This window comes from Blastococcus aurantiacus (assembly GCF_900102425.1).
GTDB classification, from domain to species: Bacteria; Actinomycetota; Actinomycetes; order Mycobacteriales; family Geodermatophilaceae; genus Blastococcus; species Blastococcus aurantiacus.
On sequence record NZ_FNBT01000003.1, the window covers coordinates 193,042 to 214,228 of the forward strand.

Consider the following 21,187-nt stretch of genomic DNA (forward strand, 5'->3'; position numbering starts at 1 on the left):
CGCCGGGACCCTGCAGGGGGGCCGCAGGACGCTCGCTCCCGTAGTGGTCGCCCTGCTCTGCTGCCTGCTCTCGATCGTCGGCGGAGCAACCTCCGCGCACGCCGACGAGGAGCCCGGCCGGCTCCGCATCGCCCACCTCTCCTCCGACTCACCGGCCATCGACGTCGCACTGACGCCGGCACCGTCGGGTGGTCCCACCGTCGACGCGGGCACGGACGTCGCGCGGGCACTCGGCTACGGCGACGTGGGCGGGTACCGCGACCTGGCCCCGGGCAGCTACGCGGTCAGCGTGCGGGCGGCGGGCGCTCCGCCGACCACACCGCCGGCCCTCTCGCTCCGCCTCGAGGTCCCTTCCGGCAGCGTCCGCACGCTCGCGCTCTCCGGCGCATTCGCCGACCTCGCCCTTCTCCCTCTCGCCGACGACCTGACCGCCCCGGCCGACGGGACGGCCCGCGTGCGGGTGCTCGCCGCGGCCGCCGGGGCACCGACGGTGGACGTCTCCGTCGAGGGCGGACCCGCCGTCGCCGTGGGTCTGCCCTTCGCCGCCGCGTCGGCCGCCAGACCTGTCCCTGCCGGACCGGCCCGACTCCGCCTGGACGCGGGCGGCCGCACGACCACCGTGCCGGTGGATCTCGTCGCCGGGACGGTGGTGAGCCTGCTCGTGCTCGACGCCCCTGACGGCGGGCTGACCGCGCGGGCGGTCGTCGACGCTGCCGTCCCTGCCGTGGTGCCCGTCGGTGGCGTCGCGGCGGGTGGTCGGGTCGCGGAACGGTTCGCTACCCCCGGGTTGCTGGACGACCTCCGGCCACTCCGGGCGCGGTTCCCCCTGCTGGCTGCGGCCCTCTCGGCCGCCGGCGGTGCACGCACCGGTGATCTGGCGCCGGTGCGCGTCCGGGCACCCGCCGCCGGCATCGACGCCACCCTGGCCGGCTCGGGCCTCGACGCCGTCGGCGGCCTCGCGGTGCCGGCGGATCCCTCGGTGGCCGGGTGGTACGTCGGCGGGCCGCGGCCCGGGGACCCGGGACCGGCCGTGCTCGCCGGGCACGTCGACTGGGCCGGCCGCCCCGCGGTGTTCCAGGGGTTGCACCGGCTCGTACCCGGCGACGAGGTGGTCGTCGACCGTGCCGACGGCAGCGCCGTCCGGTTCGCCGTCGAGCGGGTGGTGCAGGTCGGCAAGGGCGTCTTCCCGACCCGGGACGTCTACGGACCCGTGCCCGGCGCCGAGCTCCGGCTGATCACCTGCGGTGGGGCCTTCGACCGGGCCACGGGCAGCTACGCCGACAACGTCGTGGTGTTCGCCCGGCGCATCGGTTAACGGCGCCGGTCGCGGGCCCGCCAGCAGGTCGTGTGCCAGTGCCGTCGCCAGTCGGCGGCCGAGTCGGTGTCCCACGGCTCGAGGTCGGAGTCCCGGGCGTACGCCGGCCAGGTGACCAGGTGCGGCGTCCCGGGGCGGATCTCCTGATCGCATCCGGGGCAGCGGTAGGTCTTGCCCGTGCCCGCCCCGGTGACCGTGCGGACCACCCAGTCGCCGTCGCCGGCCTCCTCGACCTGCTCAGCGCGACGGCCCGGCTCCCGATCGGCTGATCGGGGGCCGGGCCGTGGGCGCCGGCGGGGCACCTGTCAGCGGCGGCTGTAGTCGTGGAACCCGCGACCGGTCTTGCGGCCGAGGTACCCGGCGGTGACCACGTGCTCCAGGAGCGGCGCCGGGGCGAGCGCCGGGTCGCGGAACTCGGCGTGCAGCTCCTGCTCGATGGCCAGCGAGACGTCGTTGCCGACGACGTCCAGCAGCTCGAACGGGCCCATCGGGTAGCCCAGGCCCGCCTTCACGGCCGTGTCGATGTCGCCCGCCGGCGCGTAGTGCGCCGCCAGCATCGACACGGCGTCGTTGAGGTAGGGGAAGAGCAGCGCGTTGACGATGAAGCCGGCCCGGTCGCTGCAGGAGACCGCGGTCTTCTTGATCTTCGCCGTGACGGCGTGCACCGTGGCGGCCACGTCGGGAGCGGTGGAGACGGTGGAGACCACCTCGACGAGCTTCATGACCGTCGCGGGGTTGAAGAAGTGCATGCCCACCACGTCGGCCGGCCGGCCGCTGGCCTGCGCGCACTTGATGACCGGCAGGCTCGAGGTCGTGGTGGCGAGCACCGCACCCGGCTTGGCGATCCGGCCGAGGTCGGCGAAGAGCGCCTCCTTGACCGGCAGCGACTCGATCACGGCCTCGACGACCAGGTCGACGTCGCTCAGCGCCTCGACGGAGCTGGCGCCGGTGACCCGGCCGAGGACCTCGTCGCGGACGGACTGCTCGAGCCGGCCGCGCTCCACCTGCTTGTCCAGCGACTTCGCCAGGGCCTTCTCGACGCCGGCGACCTTCTCGTCCGAGCGGGCGATGAAGGTGACGTCGTAGCCGGCCTTGGCGACGACCTCGATGATCCCGGTGGCCATCGTGCCCGACCCGACCACGCCGACGCTCTGCACCGGGCGGGCGCCCTCGGCGGCACCACCGGGGGTCGGGGTGGCGGCGTCGGCGACGACCTCGGCCGAACCGGCCTCGGCGTACGTGTAGAAGCCGCGGCCGCTCTTGCGGCCCAGCAGACCGGCGGTCCGCATCTGCTTGAGGACGGGGCTGGGCGCGTGCAGCCGCTTGCCCGAGACCGCGTGCAGCGAGTCGAGGACGTCGTAGGCGGTGTCGACACCGATGAGGTCCAGCACCTGCAGCGGGCCCATGGGGAGGCCGCAGCCGAACCGCATGGCGGCGTCGATGTCCTCACGGCTGGCGTAGCCGTTCTCGAACATCGAGACCGCGTGGTTGAGGTAGCCGAAGAGCAGGGCGTCGGTGATGAAGCCGGGCTCGTCGCCCACCGTCACCGCGACCTTGCCCACGCGCTCGACCAGGGCCACCGCGTCCTCGACCACCGACGGGTCGGTGACGGCCGTGCGGGCGACCTGGACCAGCGTCGCCGTCGGCACGGCGTTGGCGAAGTGCAGACCGAGGACCTTGCTCGGCCGGCCGGTGCCCACAGCGAGCTCGGTGACCGAGAGGCTGGAGGTGTTCGTCGCCAGGATGGCGTCCGGTCCGACGATCTTGTCGAGCTGGGCGAAGATCTCCGCCTTGAGCGCCAGGCGCTCGGGGACGGCCTCGATCACCAGCTCCGCGCCGGAGAGGTCCTCGAGCGACGTGCTGTAGCGGATGCGGCCCAGCGCGGCGTCGTCCGCCTCACCGGCGGCGACCGAGCGCTCGATGGCGGCGCGACCGCGGGCGGCCGCCTCGTCGTCGACCTCGACGGCCGTGACCGACAGGCCCGCCCGGGCGAATACCTCCGCGATGGCGGCACCAGCGGTGCCCAGCCCCACGATGCCGACCTCGTTCAATTCCCTGGCCACGCTGCCATCCCTCCACCGTCGGTGATCGCGGGCAGTCTCTCATTACGGTGACCCACGCCTCCCCGGCCCCTCTGCAGGGGCCCGCCGCGAGCTCGCGAGTGGCGGGGGCAGAGGGGTCCTTCCGCTAGAAGAGGCGCTGGGACGGGTCGTCGGTGCCCTTGAGGACGGCGTAGTCGACGGTGACGCAGTCGATGCCCCGGTCGGCGGCCAGCACCCGCGCCTGCGGCTTGATCTCCTGCGCGGCGAACACGCCCTTCACCGGAGCCAGCAGCGGGTCGCGGTTGAGCAGCTCGAGATACCGGGTGAGCTGCTCGACGCCGTCGATCTCACCGCGCCGCTTGATCTCCACGGCGACGGTCGTACCGGTCGCGTCGCGGCAGAGCAGGTCGACGGGGCCGATCGCGGTGGGGTACTCGCGGCGCACCAACGACCACCCCGCGCCGAAGGTCTCGACGTGCAGGGCCAGCAGGCGCTGCAGCTCGGCCTCGACGCCGTCCTTCTGCAGGCCCGGGTCCACGCCGAGTTCGTGGGAGTGGTCGTGCTCGACGGCCTCGATGGTGATGACCAGCTGCTCGCCGGCCTTGTTCGTGACCGTCCAGGTGCCCGAGCCGTCCACGAGCTCGTCCTTCAGCGTGCAGGGCGGCGTCATCCAGTTCAGCGGCTTGTAGGCGCGGTCGTCGGCGTGGATGGACACCGAGCCGTCGGCCTTGACCAGCAGCAGCCGGGTCGCCATCGGCAGGTGGGCGGTGAGCCGCCCGATGTAATCGACGGAGCAACGGGCGATGACCAGGCGCACGAGCGTCGACGCTACCGGGACCGGGAACGCGCTCACCCACCCCGTCGTCTGGAGGTCATGACGATCGCGCGTGCGTGCCGGGTGGCGACGACGCTGCTCCTCGTCCTGGGCGTGGCCGCCTGCGCGCAGCGCACGGGCACCGCTGCACCGCCACCGGACGCCGACGCGGACCCGTCGCCGAGGGCCGAGCTGCCCTCCGACGCCGCGGCGCTGGTACTCCGTGTCGAGCAGACGGGCGGCTTCACGACGCCGGAGGGCCAGGCTGGCCTCCTACCGCTCATCAGCGCCTACGCCGACGGCCGGGTGCTCCTCCAGGGGCCGGTGGCGGCCATCTATCCCGGGTTCGCCTGGCCCAACCTCCAGGTGCTCGACGTCGGCCCCGACGGTGTGCGAGCACTCGTGGAGCGGGCGCTCGCCGCCGGCGTCGCCGACCCCGACGACCTGGGCACCCCGCCGCTGGCCGACGTGCCCACCACCCGCTTCACGGTGGCGACCGTGGACGCCACGTACGTACGCGAGGCGTACGGCCTGACCGAGACGATCCGCATGCGCGACGGCGGGCTCACCGGGGAGCAGCTGGCCGCCCGTCGGGAACTCCAGCAGCTGGTCGAGGAGCTCGTCGGCCTCGCCTCGGCGGAGCGTCCGGAGGACGTGCCCGGGTCGTGGACCCCGGACGCGGTCGCAGTGATCGCCCGCCCGTGGACCGACCGCGAGGACGGTCTCACCCAGCAGCCGCTGCCGTGGCCGGGCCCGACTCTCTCCGGCGACCAGCTGGGGTGGATCCCCGGCAACACCTGCGTCGTCGCCACCGGCGACCAGGTGCCCGCCCTGATGACGGCGGCCGCGCGGGCGAACGTCCAGACACCGTGGACCACCCCGGACGGCAACCGGTGGTCGGTGACCTTCCGGCCACTGCTGCCGGACGAGTCGAGCTGCGCCGACCTGCTGCGCTGAGACGCCGACGGGCCCGGCCCCTCGAGGAGGGACCGGGCCCGTCGAGGCCACCGGATCAGACGGCGGCGGGCTGGCGCAGGTCGGCGTCGACGCCGTCCTGCTGCTCGACCGTCGCGAGCGGCTCGACCGACGACGTCGAGTTGTAGCGCTCCAGGTCCAGGATGCCCTCGCGCTTGGCGACGATGGTCGGCACCAGCGCCTGGCCGGCCACGTTCACCGCGGTGCGGCCCATGTCCAGGATCGGGTCGATGGCCAGCAGCAGGCCGACGCCGGCCAGCGGCAGGCCGAGGGTGGACAGCGTGAGGGTCAGCATGACCACCGCACCCGTGACGCCGGCGGTGGCCGCGGAACCGATGACCGACACGAGCGCGATGAGCAGGTAGTCGGTGACGCCGAGGTCCACGCCGAAGAACTGCGCCACGAAGATGGCGGCCAGTGCCGGGTAGATCGCGGCGCAGCCGTCCATCTTGGTCGTCGCGCCCAGCGGCACGGCGAACGAGGCGTAGTGGCGCGGCACGCCCAGGTTCTGCTCGGTGACCCGCTCGGTCACCGGCAGGGTGCCGATCGAGGACCGGGAGACGAACGCCAGCTGGATGGCCGGCCAGGCGCCCGCGAAGTACCGCAGCGGTGAGAGGCCGTGGGCCTTGAGCAGCACCGGGTAGACGACGAACAGCACCAGGGCCAGCCCCGCGTAGACGGCGCCGGCGAAGACACCGAGCGAGCCGAGGGAATCCCAGCCGTAGCTGGCGACGGCGTTGCCGATCAGGCCGACGGTGCCGATCGGGGCCAGCAGGATGACCCACCACAGCACCTTCTGGACGATCGCCAGCGCGGAGCGGGTGAGGTTCAGGAAGGGCTCGGCGGCGGGGCCGACCTTGAGGATCGCGACGCCGATCGCGACGGAGATGACGATCAGCTGCAGCACGTTGAACGACAGGCCGATCGAGCCGCCTTCGCCCGCAGAGGCCTGCAGGCCGAGGATGTTGCCGGGGACCAGGCCGGTGAGGAAGTCCCACCACCCGCCGGTCGTGCCGACGTCCTGGGCGCTTGAGGCGTCCACCGAGCTGTTGCGGCCGGGCTGGGTGAGCAGGCCCAGGCCGATGCCGATCCCGACGGCGATCAGCGCGGTGATGGCGAACCACAGCAGCGTCTGGGCGGCCAGCCGGGCGGCGTTGGAGACCTGCTTGAGGTTGGCGATCGAGACGATGACCGCGGTGACGATCAGCGGCGGGACGAGCGCCTTGAGCAGCGCCACGAAGCTGCTGCCGATGGTCTGGAGGGTGCTGGTCAGCCAGTTGGGCGAGCCGTCGGAGACGGGGCCGATCTCGCGGGCGACCAGCCCGAGGGCGACGCCCACGACGAGGGCGAGGAGGACCTGGGCCGCGAAGGGCACGCGGCGGAGACGAGCGAGCACGGGAGGACTACCGATCTACGGGAGGAGGGGGGACGACGGGAGCGGTGAGCGTCGACAGCTCGCGGTCGTCGTCCGGCCGTAGTCGAGCGCGCGCCTGCGCGTCAGGCCCCACAGGTTCTGCACGGGAGGATCAAGGCCCGATCAGCCAGGGGCCATCCCGCCTGTGAGTCGATTCACCTGGGAGGCTGGTGCGATGACCGACGCCGAGCCGGTGACCCCGACCGCACCGCGCCCGGCCGGGAGGGTGCTGTTCACGCAGGGCTGGCGGGACGTCGCCTTCCTGCACTGGGCCGTCGATCGCGCCCGGGTGGCCCCGCTCCTCCCGCCGGGCACCCGGCCCGACGAGCACGACGGCGCCACCTACGTGGGCCTCGTCCCCTTCCGGATGCGCCGGATCGGGCTGCTCGGCACCCCCGCGCTGCCGTGGGTCGGCTCGTTCCTGGAGACCAACGTGCGCCTGTACTCGGTGGACGAGCAGGGGCGCCGCGGGGTCGTCTTCGCCTCGCTGGACGCCGAGCGGCTGCTCCCCGTGCTCGCCGCCCGCTGGGTCGCCGGGCTGCCGTACCTCTTCGCGCGGATGCGCTGCACGCGTGTCGGCGACGTCGTCACCTACACGTCCAGCCGGCGGTGGCCGGAACCGCGGGGCACCCGCGGCGACGTCGTCCTGCGGGTCGGCGACCGCCTGGCCGACCCGCCGCCGCTGGCCCGCTTCCTCACCGGCCGCTGGGGTCTGCACCAGACCGATCGGCGGGGCCGCACCGCCTACTGGCCGAACGAGCACCCGGAGTGGCCGCTGCACGCCGCCTCGGTCCTCGAGCTCGACGAGGGCCTGACCACCGCCGCCGGGCTGGCCGTGGACGGACACCCGGACAGCGTGCTGTTCTCCCCGGGCGTCGACGTCCGCTTCGGACCGCGCGTGCTGGCCCCCGTGCAGGGTCCCGCGTGAGCGTGCGAGCGGCGGGGGGCACGGGGGTCCGTTTTCAGTCGGTCCAGACCGGCGGGCGCTTCTCCAGGAACGCGGACATCCCCTCGCGGGCACCGTCGAGCTGGCTGGCCGCGGCCATGACCTCGATCGCCGTGGCGTAGGCGTCCCCCTGCGGACGGTCCAGCTGGGCGTACATCGTCTGCTTGCCCCAGGCCTTGCTGGCGCGGGAGCCGCGGGTCGCGCGCGAGAGAAGATCGTGGACGGCGGCGTCGAGCTCGGCATCGGGGACCACCCGGTTCACCAGGCCCCAGTCCAGGGCGGTCCGGGCGTCTATGACGTCACCGGTCAGGGCCAGCTCCATCGCCCGCTTCCGGCCGACGTTGCGGGCGATCGCGACCATCGGGGTGTGGCAGAACCAGCCGCCCTTGCCGCCGGGGGCGGCGAAGCCGGCCGACTCGGCCGCGACCGCCAGGTCGCAGGACGCGACGAGCTGGCAGCCGGCGGCCGTGGCGAGCGCGTGCACGCGGGCGACGACCACCTGCGGCACGTCCTGGATCGCCGACATCAGGTCGGTGCACAGCCGGAGCAGGCTGCGGACCTCGGTCAGCGGCTTCCCGGCGACGTCGGCGAAGTCGTGCCCGGCGCTGAACACCGGCCCCTCGGCGGCGAGGACGATGCCGGTGGCGTCGGTGCCTCCGGCCTCCGTGACCGCCGCGAGCAGCTGGGTCAGGTGCTCGCGGGAGAGGGCGTTCCGGCGCGCCGCCCGCACCATCGTGATGCGGACGACGTCGCCGTCGCGCTCTACCCGGGGTGCGCCGTCAGCCATCCTCCGACGCTAGACCGATCAGGCCGGTGCCGGCACCTTCTCGGTGGGGTGGGTGGGGAGTTCATTCGCCTCGCGGATGACGTCGACGACCGAGCCCATGATCTCGGTCAGCCCGAAGTCCTTGGGCGTGAAGACGCGCGCGACGCCCTGCTCGCGCAGCCGCCGGGCGTCGCTGTCGGGGATGATCCCGCCCACCACGACCGGGACGTCGTCCAGGCCGGCCTCCTTGAGGCCGCGCAGCACCGCCGGCACCACCTGCAGGTGCGAACCGGAGAGCACCGACAGGCCGACGACGTGCACGTCCTCCTCGACCGCGGCGGACACGATCTGCGCCGGGGTGAGCCGGATCCCCTGGTAGATGACCTCGAAGCCGGCGTCCCGGGCGCGGACGGCGATCTGCTCGGCACCGTTGGAGTGCCCGTCCAGGCCCGGCTTGCCGACCAGGAAGCGCAGCCGGCCGCCGAGCTCGTCGCCGGTCTCCTGCACGCGCCGGCGGATGTCGATCAGGGTGTCGTCGGCCTCACCACCGGCGCTGGCGGAGGCCACGCCCGTCGGCGCCCGGTACTCGCCGAACACCTCGCGCAACACGCCGGCCCACTCCCCCGTCGTGACGCCGGCGCGGGCGCAGTCGAGGGTGGCGGCCATCAGGTTGACGTCGGTGGCGGCTGCCGCGCGCAGGGCGTCGAGCGCCTTGTCGGCCGCGGCCTGGTCGCGCTCGGCCCGCCACTTCCGGACGGCCTCCTGAGCGGAGGCCTCCACGGCCTGGTCCACGACCATGATCGCGGCGTCCAGGTCGGCGGTGAGCGGGTTGGGCTCGGTGGTCTCGAACTTGTTGACGCCGACGACGACGTCCTCACCGCTCTCGATCCGCCGCCGACGCTCGGCCAGCGAACCGACCATGGCGCTCTTCATGTAGCCGGACTCGACCGCCGCGACGGCGCCGCCCAGCTCCTCGACGCGGGCCATCTCGGCCTTGGCGCCCTCGACCAGTTCGGCGACCTTCTTCTCCACGACGACCGAGCCGGTGAAGAGGTCCTCGTACTCGAGCAGGTCGGTCTCGTAGGCCAGCACCTGCTGCAGCCGCAGCGACCACTGCTGGTCCCACGGCCGGGGAAGGCCCAGCGCCTCGTTCCAGGCCGGCAGCTGCACCGCGCGGGCGCGGGCGTCCCGGGAGAGGGTGACGGCGAGCATCTCCAGGACGATGCGCTGGACGTTGTTCTCCGGCTGGGCCTCGGTGAGGCCGAGGGAGTTGACCTGCACGCCGTAGCGGAAGCGGCGCTGCTTGGCGTCCTCCACGCCGTAGCGCTCCCTCGTCAGCTCGTCCCAGAGCTGCGTGAAGGCGCGCATCTTGCACATCTCCTCGACGAAGCGGACACCCGCGTTCACGAAGAAGGAGATGCGGGCGACGACCTCGCCGAACTTCTCCTGCGGCACCTGTCCCGAGTCACGCACCGAGTCGAGGACCGCGATGGCGGTGCTGATCGCGTAGGCGATCTCCTGCTCCGGCGTCGCCCCGGCCTCCTGCAGGTGGTAGCTGCAGATGTTGATCGGGTTCCACTTCGGCATGGTCGTCACCGTGTAGGCGACCATGTCGGTGATCAGCCGCATCGAGGGAGCCGGCGGGAAGACGTAGGTCCCCCGCGACAGGTACTCCTTGATGATGTCGTTCTGCGTCGTGCCCGCCAGCTTGCTGACGTCGTGCCCGTGCTCCTCGGCGACGGCCTGGTAGAGCGCGAGCAGCCACATCGCGGTGGCGTTGATCGTCATCGACGTGTTCATCTCGTCGAGCGGGATGCCGTCGAAGAGCGCGCGCATGTCACCGATGTGCGTGACCGGGACGCCTACCTTGCCGACCTCACCGACGGCGAGCTCGTCGTCGGGGTCGTACCCGGTCTGCGTCGGCAGGTCGAAGGCCACCGAGAGGCCGGTCTGGCCCTTGGCCAGGTTGCGCCGGTACAGCGCGTTGGACTCGGCCGGCGAGGAGTGGCCGGCGTAGGTGCGCATGACCCAGGGACGGTCACGCTCCTCCGGTGATGACGGGAACGGCATACCGGCGGAGTGTAGGGCGGTCGGGGGGCGCAGGCAGCCCCGCCCGGGCAACGATGACCGGTGGCACACTCGAACGGCGTAAGGACCCCGTCCTCCTCACCCCTCGCTCGCTCGGGGCGAGCCTCGGGACGGAGCCAGAAAGGGATCGTCGTGACCGAAGGCGGCGGGGCCATGGGGCCGATGCTCGTGATCATCGTCGTCCTGGCCGGCCTGGCGCTGGTGATGCGCTGGGCCTTCGGGTCGGGCTACGGCCGGTCGCCCCGCGCCCCGGAACCCGCCGACGCCGGGCTGCTGGTCCGCGTCGCCACCGTCTCGGCGCCGGAGACCGCCCGCGCGCTGCGGGCCGTCCTGTCCGACGCCGGCATCCGGTCCACGCAGCGCACCCCCGCCCAGCACCGCACCGACGTGCTCGTCTTCCCCGACGACGCGGATCGTGCCCGCGCCCTGGCGGCGTCCTTCCCCGGCTAGGCCGGGTCTCAGCCCGGGCGCTGCGTCCGCTTCACCTGCGCACCCAGGGAGCGCAGCTGCTCGACGAAGTGGGGATAGCCGCGGTCGACGTGGTGGGCGTCCTGCACCTCGGTGACGCCGTCGGACACCAGCCCGGCCAGCACCAGACCCGCACCCGCGCGGATGTCGGTGGCCACGACAGGCGCGCTGGACAGCCGCTCGCGCCCGCGGACGACGGCGTGGTGGCCGTCGATGCGGATGTCGGCGCCGAGGCGCACCAGCTCGTTCACGAACATGAACCGGCCGTCGTAGACGTTCTCCGTGATCAGCGCCGTGCCCGTCGAGACCGCGGCCAGCGCGACGGCCATGGGCTGGAGGTCGGTCGGGAAGCCGGGGAACGGCAGGGTGACGACGTCGATGCAGCGCGGCCGGTCGGCCATCGCCACCCGGAGTCCTTCCGGGAGCACCTCGACGGTCGCTCCGGCGTCGACGAGCTTGTCCAGCGCCACCCTGAGGTGCGCGGCGACCGCACCCTCGATGACGACGTCGCCGCGCGTCATCACGGCGCCGATCGCCCACGTGCCGGCCACGATGCGGTCGGGCACGGTCGTGTACTCCACGGGCGACAGCGAGTCGACGCCCTCGACGGTGATGGTCGAGGTGCCGGCGCCGTCGATCCGGGCGCCCATGGCGACGAGCATCGAGCAGAGGTCGAGGATCTCCGGCTCGCGGGCGGCGTTGTCGATGACCGTGGTTCCCCGCGCGAGCACCGCCGCGGTGACGAGGTTCTCCGTGGCGCCGACCGACGGGAAGTCCAGCCAGATCGAAGTGCCGGTCAGCCGCGGCGCGGTGGCCACGAGGAAGCCGTGCTCGCTGACGATGGTCGCGCCGAGCCGCTCCAGGCCCGCGATGTGCATGTCCAGCCCGCGCGACCCGATCGCGTCGCCGCCGGGCAGGGCGACCCGGGCGCTGCCGCACCGGGCGACCAGCGGGCCGAGCACGTTGATCGAGGCGCGCATCTTGCGGACCAGGTCGTAGTCGGTCTCCGTCGACGGCTGCTCGGGCACGTCGACGACGACGCGTCCGCCGCCCCCGCTGCCCGGGGTCGGGGTGTAGGTGACCCCGCAGCCCAGCCGGCGCAGCACCTCGCTCATGATCGACACGTCGAGGATGTCGGGTACCTCGTCGATGGTGGTGCGCCCCGGCGCCAGCAGTGCGGCCGCCATGAGCTTGAGCGCGCTGTTCTTCGCCCCGGTGACCCGTACCCGTCCGGACAGGGACGCTCCACCGGACACCTCGAAGCACTCCACCCGACCACCCTACGGCGGCGGCCGGGGACTCTCCGTACGACGCCTTAGGCTGCGGGCATGACCGTCCGGCTCACCCGCATCTACACCAAGACCGGCGACGCCGGCCAGACGCACCTGGGCGACATGAGCCGGGTGTCGAAGACCGACCCCCGGCTGGTCGCCTACGCCGACGTCGACGAGACCAACAGCGTGCTCGGGACGGCGCTGGCCCTCGGCTCGCCCGAGCCGGCTCTGGCCGACCTGCTGCGCGGCATCCAGAACGACCTGTTCGACGTCGGGGCCGACCTCTGCACCCCGATCACGCCGGACCCGAAGTACCCGCCGCTGCGCGTCACGGCCGCCTACACCGAGCGCCTCGAGGCCGCCTGCGACGAGTACAACGGGACGCTGCCCAAGCTCGACAGCTTCATCCTGCCCGGCGGCACCCCGCTGGCCGCCCTGCTGCACCAGGCCCGGGTCGTGGCCCGGCGGGCGGAGCGCAGCGTGTGGGCGCTGCTCGAGGCCGACGAGGCGGCGGGGCGGACCGGCGTCACCAACGCCGAGACCGCCCGCTACCTGAACCGGCTCTCGGACCTGCTGTTCATCCTGTCCCGCGTCGCCAACCCCGGCGGCGACATCCTGTGGCAGCCGGGCGGCGCGAGCCGCCACGACGCCGACTAGGTCACTGCCCGGGCGGGGCCGACTCCACCCAGGAGAGGAAGCCGGTCACCGTCGAGCGGTCCATCGCCAGGTCCCGGTGCCCGGCGGCGGTCGAGCAGGACAGCACGACGACGTCCTCGGGCAGGGCGAGGTCGTCCCGGCCTGCCCGGCGCTGCGACTCCACGGCGAAGTTCGACCGGCAGAGCCGGTGCTGCGGACGCACCGACAGCGACAGCGCCCGGTACCAGAGCAGCGCGTCCCCGCCGTACCAGGCGACGCCCACGGACCAGCGCGGGGAGTCGGAGGTGCGCAGCCACATGGTGACCGCTCCCAGCCCCGAGAGCAGGAAGCGCCGGCGGAGCAGGAACACCACCACGAGGACGACGACCAGCAGCCCGAGCAGGACCAGCAGGATCGTGGTCACGGGAGAGCCGGGGGCCGCGCGTGAGGGGCCGAGGGCCTCAGACGGTCTCGCCGGCCGCGCGCAGGCGGGACTGCGCCCGGCGGGCGGCGTCCAGCGCGCCGGGCTCGTCACCGGCTGCCTCGGCGCGGCTGAGGGCCTCGCGGGCGCGCTCGACGTCGATCTCGGTGGAGATCTCCGCCGTCTCGGCGAGGATGGAGACGCCCCGCTCGCTCACCGACAGGAATCCGCCGTGGGCGGCGACCGTCAGGTCCTCGCCGGTCTCGGTCCGGATCGTGACGACGCCACCGGGGGCCAGCTGGCCCAGCAGCGGTGCGTGGCCGGGCAGCACGCCCAGTTCGCCCTCGGTCGTGCGGGCGATGACCATCGTGGCCTCGCCGGACCAGATCTTGCGCTCGACGGCCACCAACTCGACCTGCAGGGTCGCCACGACACTCCTCGGGATCTCCGGACGGGCCTTCACTCTAGCCGCGAGGTGAGGAGCTGGAACGGCCACCCTTCAGGGGCCCGCGCCGAGCGTGCGAGGCGTGGGGGAAGGGTGGTCCTTCTGTCAGGCAGCGCGGCGGTACAGCAGCGTGAAGCGGCCCACGCGGACCCAGGGGTGGCGCACGGTGGACGCGGGCGCCCACTCCTCGATCCGGTAGCGGGCCAGCTCGACCGGCTCCTCGGGCGCGTAGGGCGCCCAGGCCCAGCCGGGCTCCCCCGCTCGCTCCTGCGCTGCGCTGAACAGATCCACGTCGAACCCCTGCGCCGGCGCCCGCCACTCGGGCGCTCCACCGCTGATGGTCGGCACCGGGGGCCCTGAACTGGAGTACCCGTGCCGAAGAAATACCCGGTCGGGTGACGGGATCGACGACGGCCGGGCCTCCCCGGAGGGAGACCCGGCCGTCGGGGCCGTGCTGTGGTTACGCCTTCTTCAGCTTGTCCGCGTTGCGCTCGAGGTCCTCGAGGCCACCGCACATGAAGAACGCCTGCTCCGGGACGTTGTCGTACTCGCCCTCGGTGATCGCCTTGAACGCCTGCAGCGTCTCCGACAGCGGCACGAACGAGCCGGGCTGACCGGTGAAGGCCTCGGCGACGAACATGTTCTGCGAGAGGAACCGCTCGACGCGACGGGCGCGGTTGACGGTGACCTTGTCCTCTTCGCCGAGCTCGTCGATGCCGAGGATGGCGATGATGTCCTGCAGCTCCTGGTAGCGCTGCAGCACCTGCTTGACCCGCTGCGCGGTGTCGTAGTGCTCCTGCCCCACGTACTGCGGGTCGAGGATCCGGCTGGTGGAGTCCAGCGGGTCCACGGCCGGGTAGATGCCCTTCTCCGAGATCGGCCGCGAGAGCACGGTCGTCGCGTCGAGGTGGGCGAACGTGGTGTGGGGCGCGGGGTCGGTGATGTCGTCGGCGGGGACGTAGATCGCCTGCAGCGAGGTGATCGACCGGCCACGGGTCGAGGTGATGCGCTCCTGGAGCTCGCCCATCTCGTCGGCGAGGGTCGGCTGGTAACCCACGGCCGAGGGCATGCGGCCCAGCAGCGTGGAGACCTCGGAACCCGCCTGGGTGAACCGGAAGATGTTGTCGATGAAGAGCAGCACGTCCTGGTTCTGCTCGTCGCGGAAGTACTCCGCCATCGTCAGAGCGGACAGCGCGACCCGCAGGCGGGTGCCCGGCGGCTCGTCCATCTGGCCGAAGACCAGCGCGGTCGAGTTGATGACGCCGGACTCGGTCATCTCCGTGATGAGGTCGTTGCCCTCACGGGTGCGCTCGCCGACACCGGCGAACACCGACACACCACCGAACTCCTGGGCGACGCGGCGGATCATCTCCTGGATCAGCACGGTCTTGCCGACGCCGGCACCACCGAACAGACCGATCTTCCCGCCGGCCACGTAGGGCGTGAGCAGGTCGATGACCTTGATGCCGGTCTCCAGCATCTCGGTGCGGCCCTCGAGCTGGTCGAACCGGGGCGCGTGGCGGTGGATCGTCCACCGGGGGGCGTCCAGGCCGTAGCCGGGCTCGTCGAGGCACTCGCCCAGGGCGTTCCAGACGTGGCCGGTGGTGACGTCGCCGACGGGCACGCTGATCGCGCTGCCGGTGTCGGTGACCTCCGACCCGCGGACGAGGCCGTCGGTCGGGGCCATCGAGATGGTCCGGACGACGTTCTCGCCCAGGTGCTGGGCGACCTCGAGGGTCAGGGTCTTGCTCAGGTCGGCGAGCGTGACGTCGACCTTCAGGGCGTTGAACAGGTCGGGCATCGCGTCGCGCGGGAACTCGACGTCGACGACCGGCCCGGTGACCCGCACGACGCGGCCGGTGCTGGCCTGCGTCTGCGAGCTGGTCGGACGGTCCTCGGTGACGGTCATCTGTACTGCTCTCCTGCCCTCGGGCTCGTGCTTCGTGGGGGAACGGTGGTGAGCGGGTCAGTCGCCCGCGTTGGCCGAGACCAGCGCGTCGGCGCCGCCGACGATCTCGCTGATCTCCTGGGTGATCTCCGCCTGGCGGGCCTGGTTCGCCTGCCGGGACAGGTTCTTCGCCAGCTCCTCGGCGTTGTCCGAGGCGGACTTCATCGCCCGACGCCGCGACGCCGACTCCGAGGCCGCTGCCTCGAGCATCGCCGCGTAGATCCGGGTGGTGATGTACTTCGGCAGCAGGGCGTCCAGCAGGCCCTCGGCCGACGGCTCGAACTCGTAGGAGGTCGGGACGCCCGAGTCGTCGGCAGTCCCGCGCTCGCGGTCCTCCCGCTCGTAGTCGAACTCCTCGACCTCCTCCACCTCCAGCGGCGCCATCCGCTTCGCGACGGGCACCTGGGCGAGCAGCGAGCGGAACTCGGTGTAGACGATGTGCAGCTCGTCCACGCCGAGGATGCCGTCGTCGCCGGCGCCACCCTGCTCGTCGTCGTCCTCACCGGCGGTGAAGACGTCGATGAGCGCGGCGCCGACCTCCTGCGCGTCCTCGTAGCCGGGCTGCTCGGAGAAGCCGGTGAACGTCGCCGCCATCTCGCGGTCGCGGAAGGAGTAGTAGGTCTCTCCCTTGCGGCCCACGACGTAGAGCACCGGCTGCTTGCCCTCCTGGCGGAGCAGCGAGAGCAGCTCCTCCGTGCGGCGCAGCACGTTGACGTTGTACGAGCCGGCGAACCCGCGGTCGGAGGTGATGACCAGGACGGCCGCGCGCTGGGGGTTCTCCCGCTCGGTGAGCAGCGGGTGGTTCAGCGATGCCGACGACGCCAGGGCGGAGAGCACCCGCGTGATCTCCCGGGCGTAGGGCTTGGACGCCTCCACCCGGGCCTGGGCGCGCACGATGCGGGCACCGGCGATCAGCTCCTGAGCCGAGAAGATCTTCTTCGTCGACTGCGTGGAGCGGATGCGGCGCCGCAGGGCGCGCAGAGAGGCGGCCATGGGTCAGCTGCTCCGCTTGACCTGGACGCGCTCCTGACCCCGCTCCGAGGCGTCCATGGCCTCGGCCTCGGGCTCGTTCACCTGGAGGGACTCGCCCTCACCGGTGGTGAACTGCCCGTAGAAGGTCTCCACCGCACGCTCGAGGCTCGAGACGGTGTCGTCCTCGAGCTTCTTGGTGCTGCGGATGGCGTCGAAGATCCCGTTGTCACCGCGACCGACGAAGTCGAGGAACTCGGACTCGAAGCGCCGCACGTCGGACACGGCCACGCGGTCGAGCTTGCCGGTCGTGCCCAGCCACAGCGAGACGACCTGCTTCTCCACCGGGTAGGGGGAGTACTGGCCCTGCTTGAGCAGCTCGACCAGGCGCATGCCGCGGTCCAGGGTGGCCCGGCTCGTGGCGTCCAGGTCGGACGAGAAGGAGGCGAAGGCCTCCAGCTCGCGGAACTGCGCGAGGTCCAGGCGGAGGCGGCCGGCGACGGACTTCATCGCCTTCACCTGCGCCGAGCCGCCGACGCGGGACACCGAGATGCCGACGTTGATGGCGGGACGCACACCGGAGTTGAACAGACCCGTCTCGAGGAAGATCTGGCCGTCGGTGATCGAGATGACGTTGGTCGGGATGTAGGCCGACACGTCGTTGCCCTTGGTCTCCACCAGCGGCAGCCCGGTCATCGAGCCGGCACCCAGCTCGTCGGAGAGCTTCGCGCAGCGCTCCAGCAGACGGGAGTGCAAGTAGAAGACGTCGCCGGGGTAGGCCTCGCGGCCCGGCGGGCGACGCAGCAGCAGCGAGACGGCGCGGTAGGCCTCGGCCTGCTTCGACAGGTCGTCGAACACGATGAGGACGTGCTTGCCCTCGTACATCCAGTGCTGGCCGATGGCCGAGCCGGTGTAGGGGGCGATGTACTTGAAGCCCGCGGCCTCGGACGCCGGAGCCGCGACGATCGTCGTGTACTCCATCGCGCCGGCCTCTTCGAGGGCGGTGCGGAGGGCCGCGATCGTCGAGCCCTTCTGGCCCACGGCCACGTAGATGCAGCGCACCTGCTGGGCCGGGTCTCCGGTGGCCCAGGCTTCCTTCTGGTTGATGATCGTGTCGGTCGCCACCGCGGTCTTGCCGGTCTGGCGGTCACCGATGATCAGCTGGCGCTGGCCGCGGCCGACGGGGGTCATGGCGTCGATGGCCTTGATCCCGGTCTGCATCGGCTCGTGCACCGACTGGCGCTGCACCACGGTGGGGGCCTGCAGCTCGAGGGCGCGGCGACCGGTGGTGGCGATGGGGCCGCCACCGTCGATGGGGTTGCCCAGCGGGTCGACGACGCGACCGAGGTAGCCGTCGCCGACGGGGACCGAGAGGACTTCGCCGGTGCGGCGGACCTGCTGGCCCTCCTCGATGCCGGAGAAGTCGCCCAGGACGACGACGCCGACCTCGCGCACGTCGAGGTTCAGGGCCAGTCCGCGGACGCCGCTCTCGAACTCGAGCAGCTCGTTGGTCATGACCGAGGGCAGGCCCTCGACGCGGGCGATGCCGTCGCCGGCCTCGGTGACCGTCCCGACCTCCTCGCGGGAGACGTCGGGCCGGTACTCGGTGACGTAGTTCTGGATGGCACTGCGGATCTCGTCTGCGGAGATCGTCAGCTCGGCCATGGCTCTGGTCCTCTTCCCTGCGGGGGTCGTGTCGTTGTGGGGTGCGGAGGGGGCGGTCAACCGGCCAGCCGCCGTCGGGCGGCTTCCAGCCGGTGGGCGATGCTGCCGTCGATGACCTCGTCGCCGACCTGGATGATCAGGCCGCCGAGCACGTCGGGGTCGACCGTGACCTGGAGCCCGACCTGACGGCCGTACAGGCGGCCGAGCACGTCGACCAGCTGCTGCTCCTGAGCCGGCGTCAGCGGGACGGCGGTGGTCACCCGGGCGACCGACTGCCCGCGGCGGCGGCTGGCCACCTCGGAGAGCCGCTCGATGGCGATCTCGGCGGTACCGACGTGCGCACCGGTGAGGATGTTGCGCAGCAGCAGCTCCGTCACCGGGTTCACCCGACCGGGCAGCAGCCGGTCCAGGAGCGCCTTGCGGCCCTCCACGGAGGCCTTGCGGTCACTGAGGACGCGGTTGAGCTCCCGATCGCCGGCGACGATCCGCCCGAACCGGAAGAGCTCGTCCTCGACGCCGTCGAGCTCGCCGTTCGCGTCAGCGGCGTCCAGCGCGGCCTCGGTGGCCACGGTGATCGTCGCCTCGACCAGGTCGATCGGCCGCGACCAGCGCTGCCGGGCGATGGTCTCGACGAGGTCCAGCGCGGTGGACGACAGCTGGGAGGCGAAGAGGCGGCGCACCAGGGCGGCGCGCTCCTCCGGCTTCCCGGCCGGGTCGGCCATCGCGCGTCGCAGGCCGAGCTGGCTGTCCAGCACCCGCGACACCGCGAACAGCTCGTCCGCGAGGGAGAGCATTTCCGGCCCCGTGGCGGCCCGCGCGGGCTGGCCGGTGAGCCGGTCCCGCGCCTTTTCCAGCAGGCCGGAAGTGGGGCGCGTCAGCTGCTCGAGGCGCTGGTGCACCTCGACCGTGGCTGCGCGGGTGGAGGCCTCCATCAGCGGTTGCTCTCCGCCACGGTGGCGCCACGCCCGTCACCGGAGGTGGCCATGCCGTCGAGCTCCGCGAGGAAGCGGTCGACGATGCCGCTCCGGCGGGCGTCGTCGGCGAGCGACTCGCCCACCACACGCCCGGCCAGGTCCACGGCCAGCGTGCCGATCTGGCCACGGAGCTCGTGGACGATCTGCTGCCGCTGAGCCGCCAGCTGCTCCTCGCCACGGGCGACGATGCGGGCCGACTCCTCCTGCGCCTGGGCGCGCAGCTCCTCGAGGATCTGCTGCCCCTCGGCGCGGGCGGCGTCGCGGATCTGCGCGGCCTCGCCGCGGGCCTCCGCCAGCTGCGCGCGGTACTGCTCGAGAGAAGCCTTCGCCTCGGCCTGCATGGCCTCGGCGCGCTCGATACCGCCCTCGATCGCCTCACGACGGGCGACGAAGACCTGCTCGAAGCGCGGCACCACGTACTTGATCATCACGAAGCAGAGGATCGCGAACGTGATGGTGCCGACGACGATCTCGCCCACGGGTGGGAGGAGCGGGTTCGAGCTCTCCGCAGCGAGGATGTTCATGCTCTGCACGTCCCTAAGTCAGCTGGACAGGACCGGCGGGCTCAGCCGTAGATGAAGGGCGCGACCAGGCCGATGAGCGCCAGCGCCTCGGAGAGGGCGGCACCGAGGAAGGCGTAGGTGCGGGTGAGGCCGGCCGACTCGGGCTGACGGGCGGTCGCCTGGATGTAGGCGGCCCACACGATGCCGACACCGATACCGGGGCCGATGGCGGCGAGGCCGTAGCCGACAGCGCCGATGTTGCCCTCGAGCTCTGCGAGAACCTCGATCATTGGGGGGTCTTCCTCCTGTGTCGGTCACCCGGGGTCGTCCCGGGTGGCTGGCGGGGTGGAGCGGTCAGTGGGCGGGTTCGACGGCGCCGTTGAGGTAGGTGGCCGTCAGAACGGTGAACACGTAGGCCTGGAGCACGATCACCAGGAGCTCGAAGAACGTCATGGCCAGGGCCATGAGGAACGAGAACGGGGCGAAGATGATGGAGAAGTTGCCCACGTTGAGCAGGTAGACCGTGCCGAGTGCGAACACCGCCAGCAGCATGTGGCCGGCGAACATGTTGGCGAAGAGTCGGACGGCGAGGGTGAACGGCCGGATCACGAAGACCTGCAGCAGTTCGATCGGCGTCACGAGGATGAGCGCCCCGACCGGCACCCCCGGGGGGATGGCGGCGTCCTTGAAGTAGCGGCCGGCGCCCTGCTCGCGGATGCCCACCCAGTTGTAGAGCACCCAGACGATGACGGCGAGGACCAGCGGGAACGCGAACTTCGACATCGGCGAGATCTGCGCGAACGGGATGATGCTCATCGCGTTGTTCGCCAGGATGAAGAAGAAGAGCGAGGCGAGGAACGGTGCGAACGGCAGGCCCTTGGGGCCGATGACGTCGCGGGCCATCCCGTCGCGGATCAGGGAGTAGCCGCTCTCGCCGATGAACTGCAACTTGCCCGGCACGATGGAGGGCTTCCGCACCGCGGCCACCATCAGGGCGATCATCACGGCGGTCGCGATCCACAGGATCAGCGTGATGCGGGTGATCTCGAAGGCGATCCCGAGGAGATCGAACTCGGCGATCGGCTCCGGGTAGAACTCCTCGACGGTCGGGGCCTGGAAGCCGTCGTCCCCGCCGGATCCTTCGGCCGCGAGCACGCTGGCGAGCGCTGAGGCGCTGGAGGTCACCGTCGTCCCTTCTGCGTCTTGCGGTACTCCGGTGGCCGGCTCCGCTGCCCGCCCCGGGTCGTGCTGGTGGGCCGACCCCCCGCAGGCGGTTCGACGGCCCCGTACTTGACGACCACCAGGTAGATGGCCACACCCAGACCGAGCAGCACGCCCACCAGGGTGAAGACGCGGGTCTCCAGCCAGCGGTCGAGCAACCAGCCGACCCCGCCCCACACGAGCATCCCCGAGAGCATGGTCCCGGTGATGCCCCAGCCCATGTCCGCCCCGGAGGGATGACGTTCGGCATCTGCGGTGCGCGGTCGAGTTTCCCTAGGTTCAGGGCTGTTCTCGGCCATCACT

23 protein-coding genes are annotated in these 21,187 nt (G+C 72.2%); 5 read left to right on the top strand and 18 right to left on the bottom strand.

Features of this window, described 5'->3' with window-relative positions; translation table 11 throughout:
* Window positions 1–43: 43 nt before the first annotated feature.
* Window positions 44–1,315: a class F sortase gene (locus tag BLS70_RS07535; protein WP_091765344.1), complete on the top strand. Its 1,272-nt coding sequence runs from the start codon at window positions 44–46 to the stop codon at window positions 1,313–1,315.
* Here BLS70_RS07535 and BLS70_RS07540 read toward each other — a convergent pair.
* The 3 genes from BLS70_RS07540 to nucS all read right to left on the bottom strand — a co-directional run bounded on the left by BLS70_RS07540 (window position 1,312) and on the right by nucS (window position 4,210).
* Window positions 1,312–1,617, bottom strand: a complete 306-nt coding sequence (locus BLS70_RS07540; RefSeq protein ID WP_176946329.1) for an Rv1322 family protein — start codon at window positions 1,615–1,617, stop codon at window positions 1,312–1,314. The two genes, BLS70_RS07535 and BLS70_RS07540, sit on opposite strands and share 4 nt — an antisense overlap.
* A gap of 3 nt (window positions 1,618–1,620) precedes the next feature.
* The gene (locus tag BLS70_RS07545) at window positions 1,621–3,378 is read right to left on the bottom strand and encodes a 3-hydroxyacyl-CoA dehydrogenase family protein (RefSeq protein ID WP_091765350.1); all 1,758 of its coding nucleotides are present in this window, start codon (window positions 3,376–3,378) and stop codon (window positions 1,621–1,623) included.
* 124 nt (window positions 3,379–3,502) lie between these two features.
* Window positions 3,503–4,210 carry an endonuclease NucS gene (gene nucS, locus BLS70_RS07550; protein WP_255362302.1) on the bottom strand — a complete coding sequence of 236 codons (708 nt, stop codon included), beginning with the start codon at window positions 4,208–4,210 and terminating at the stop codon, window positions 3,503–3,505.
* Window positions 4,211–4,231: 21 nt separating this feature from the next.
* Here nucS and BLS70_RS07555 point away from each other — a divergent pair, with 21 nt between their 5' ends.
* Window positions 4,232–5,128, top strand: a complete 897-nt coding sequence (locus tag BLS70_RS07555) for a hypothetical protein (protein ID WP_091765353.1) — start codon at window positions 4,232–4,234, stop codon at window positions 5,126–5,128.
* Between the two features lie 55 nt (window positions 5,129–5,183).
* On the opposite strand, the gene BLS70_RS07560 is transcribed toward BLS70_RS07555, so the two are convergent.
* Complete coding sequence (locus tag BLS70_RS07560) at window positions 5,184–6,542, bottom strand: dicarboxylate/amino acid:cation symporter (protein WP_091765357.1); 1,359 nt, start codon at window positions 6,540–6,542, stop codon at window positions 5,184–5,186.
* Window positions 6,543–6,735: 193 nt separating this feature from the next.
* On the opposite strand from BLS70_RS07560, the gene BLS70_RS07565 reads away from it, so the two are divergent.
* On the top strand, window positions 6,736–7,488 hold the full coding sequence (locus BLS70_RS07565; protein WP_091765360.1) for a YqjF family protein: 753 nt from the start codon (window positions 6,736–6,738) through the stop codon (window positions 7,486–7,488).
* A gap of 34 nt (window positions 7,489–7,522) precedes the next feature.
* Here the strand turns inward: BLS70_RS07565 and BLS70_RS07570 are convergent, their stop codons facing one another.
* Complete coding sequence (locus BLS70_RS07570; protein ID WP_091765363.1) at window positions 7,523–8,293, bottom strand: enoyl-CoA hydratase-related protein; 771 nt, start codon at window positions 8,291–8,293, stop codon at window positions 7,523–7,525.
* Between the two features lie 18 nt (window positions 8,294–8,311).
* A complete protein-coding gene (locus tag BLS70_RS07575; RefSeq protein ID WP_091765366.1) occupies window positions 8,312–10,342 on the bottom strand; it encodes a protein meaA in 2,031 nt (676 codons plus the stop codon).
* A 150-nt stretch (window positions 10,343–10,492) separates the two neighbouring features.
* Between BLS70_RS07575 and BLS70_RS07580 the strand changes: the two genes are divergently transcribed.
* Window positions 10,493–10,810, top strand: coding sequence for a hypothetical protein (locus BLS70_RS07580; protein WP_255362303.1), 318 nt, complete (start codon window positions 10,493–10,495; stop codon window positions 10,808–10,810).
* 8 nt (window positions 10,811–10,818) lie between these two features.
* Here BLS70_RS07580 and murA read toward each other — a convergent pair whose 3' ends face one another.
* On the bottom strand, window positions 10,819–12,099 hold the full coding sequence (gene murA / locus BLS70_RS07585) for a UDP-N-acetylglucosamine 1-carboxyvinyltransferase (RefSeq protein ID WP_091765369.1): 1,281 nt from the start codon (window positions 12,097–12,099) through the stop codon (window positions 10,819–10,821).
* 57 nt (window positions 12,100–12,156) lie between these two features.
* Between murA and BLS70_RS07590 the strand changes: the two genes are divergently transcribed.
* Entirely contained in the window at window positions 12,157–12,759 is a 603-nt protein-coding gene (locus tag BLS70_RS07590; RefSeq protein ID WP_091765372.1) for a cob(I)yrinic acid a,c-diamide adenosyltransferase, read from the top strand.
* 1 nt (window position 12,760) lies between these two features.
* Here the strand turns inward: BLS70_RS07590 and BLS70_RS07595 are convergent, their stop codons facing one another.
* From BLS70_RS07595 to BLS70_RS07645, 11 genes are all read right to left on the bottom strand, one after another.
* Entirely contained in the window at window positions 12,761–13,162 is a 402-nt protein-coding gene (locus BLS70_RS07595) for a DUF2550 domain-containing protein (RefSeq protein WP_091765375.1), read from the bottom strand.
* Window positions 13,163–13,199: 37 nt separating this feature from the next.
* Window positions 13,200–13,589 carry a F0F1 ATP synthase subunit epsilon gene (locus BLS70_RS07600; protein WP_091765378.1) on the bottom strand — a complete coding sequence of 130 codons (390 nt, stop codon included), beginning with the start codon at window positions 13,587–13,589 and terminating at the stop codon, window positions 13,200–13,202.
* Between the two features lie 120 nt (window positions 13,590–13,709).
* On the bottom strand, window positions 13,710–13,952 hold the full coding sequence (locus tag BLS70_RS07605; protein ID WP_091765381.1) for a hypothetical protein: 243 nt from the start codon (window positions 13,950–13,952) through the stop codon (window positions 13,710–13,712).
* Between the two features lie 112 nt (window positions 13,953–14,064).
* Window positions 14,065–15,513, bottom strand: a complete 1,449-nt coding sequence (atpD, locus tag BLS70_RS07610; RefSeq protein ID WP_091765384.1) for a F0F1 ATP synthase subunit beta — start codon at window positions 15,511–15,513, stop codon at window positions 14,065–14,067.
* A gap of 57 nt (window positions 15,514–15,570) precedes the next feature.
* Window positions 15,571–16,545 (bottom strand): F0F1 ATP synthase subunit gamma, encoded by a 975-nt coding sequence (locus BLS70_RS07615; protein ID WP_091765387.1) that lies wholly within the window; start codon window positions 16,543–16,545, stop codon window positions 15,571–15,573.
* 3 nt (window positions 16,546–16,548) lie between these two features.
* Window positions 16,549–18,186, bottom strand: coding sequence for a F0F1 ATP synthase subunit alpha (gene atpA, locus BLS70_RS07620; RefSeq protein ID WP_091765390.1), 1,638 nt, complete (start codon window positions 18,184–18,186; stop codon window positions 16,549–16,551).
* 56 nt (window positions 18,187–18,242) lie between these two features.
* A complete protein-coding gene (locus BLS70_RS07625) occupies window positions 18,243–19,118 on the bottom strand; it encodes a F0F1 ATP synthase subunit delta (RefSeq protein WP_091765394.1) in 876 nt (291 codons plus the stop codon).
* On the bottom strand, window positions 19,118–19,684 hold the full coding sequence (locus BLS70_RS07630; protein WP_091765397.1) for a F0F1 ATP synthase subunit B: 567 nt from the start codon (window positions 19,682–19,684) through the stop codon (window positions 19,118–19,120). Before BLS70_RS07630 ends, BLS70_RS07625 begins: the two co-directional genes overlap by 1 nt.
* 41 nt (window positions 19,685–19,725) lie before the next feature.
* Window positions 19,726–19,953, bottom strand: coding sequence for an ATP synthase F0 subunit C (gene atpE / locus BLS70_RS07635; protein ID WP_164704633.1), 228 nt, complete (start codon window positions 19,951–19,953; stop codon window positions 19,726–19,728).
* A 64-nt stretch (window positions 19,954–20,017) separates the two neighbouring features.
* On the bottom strand, window positions 20,018–20,848 hold the full coding sequence (atpB, locus tag BLS70_RS07640) for a F0F1 ATP synthase subunit A (protein ID WP_091765400.1): 831 nt from the start codon (window positions 20,846–20,848) through the stop codon (window positions 20,018–20,020).
* The gene (locus BLS70_RS07645; RefSeq protein ID WP_255362304.1) at window positions 20,845–21,105 is read right to left on the bottom strand and encodes an AtpZ/AtpI family protein; all 261 of its coding nucleotides are present in this window, start codon (window positions 21,103–21,105) and stop codon (window positions 20,845–20,847) included. Before BLS70_RS07645 ends, atpB begins: the two co-directional genes overlap by 4 nt.
* Between the last annotated feature and the right edge of the window lie 82 nt (window positions 21,106–21,187).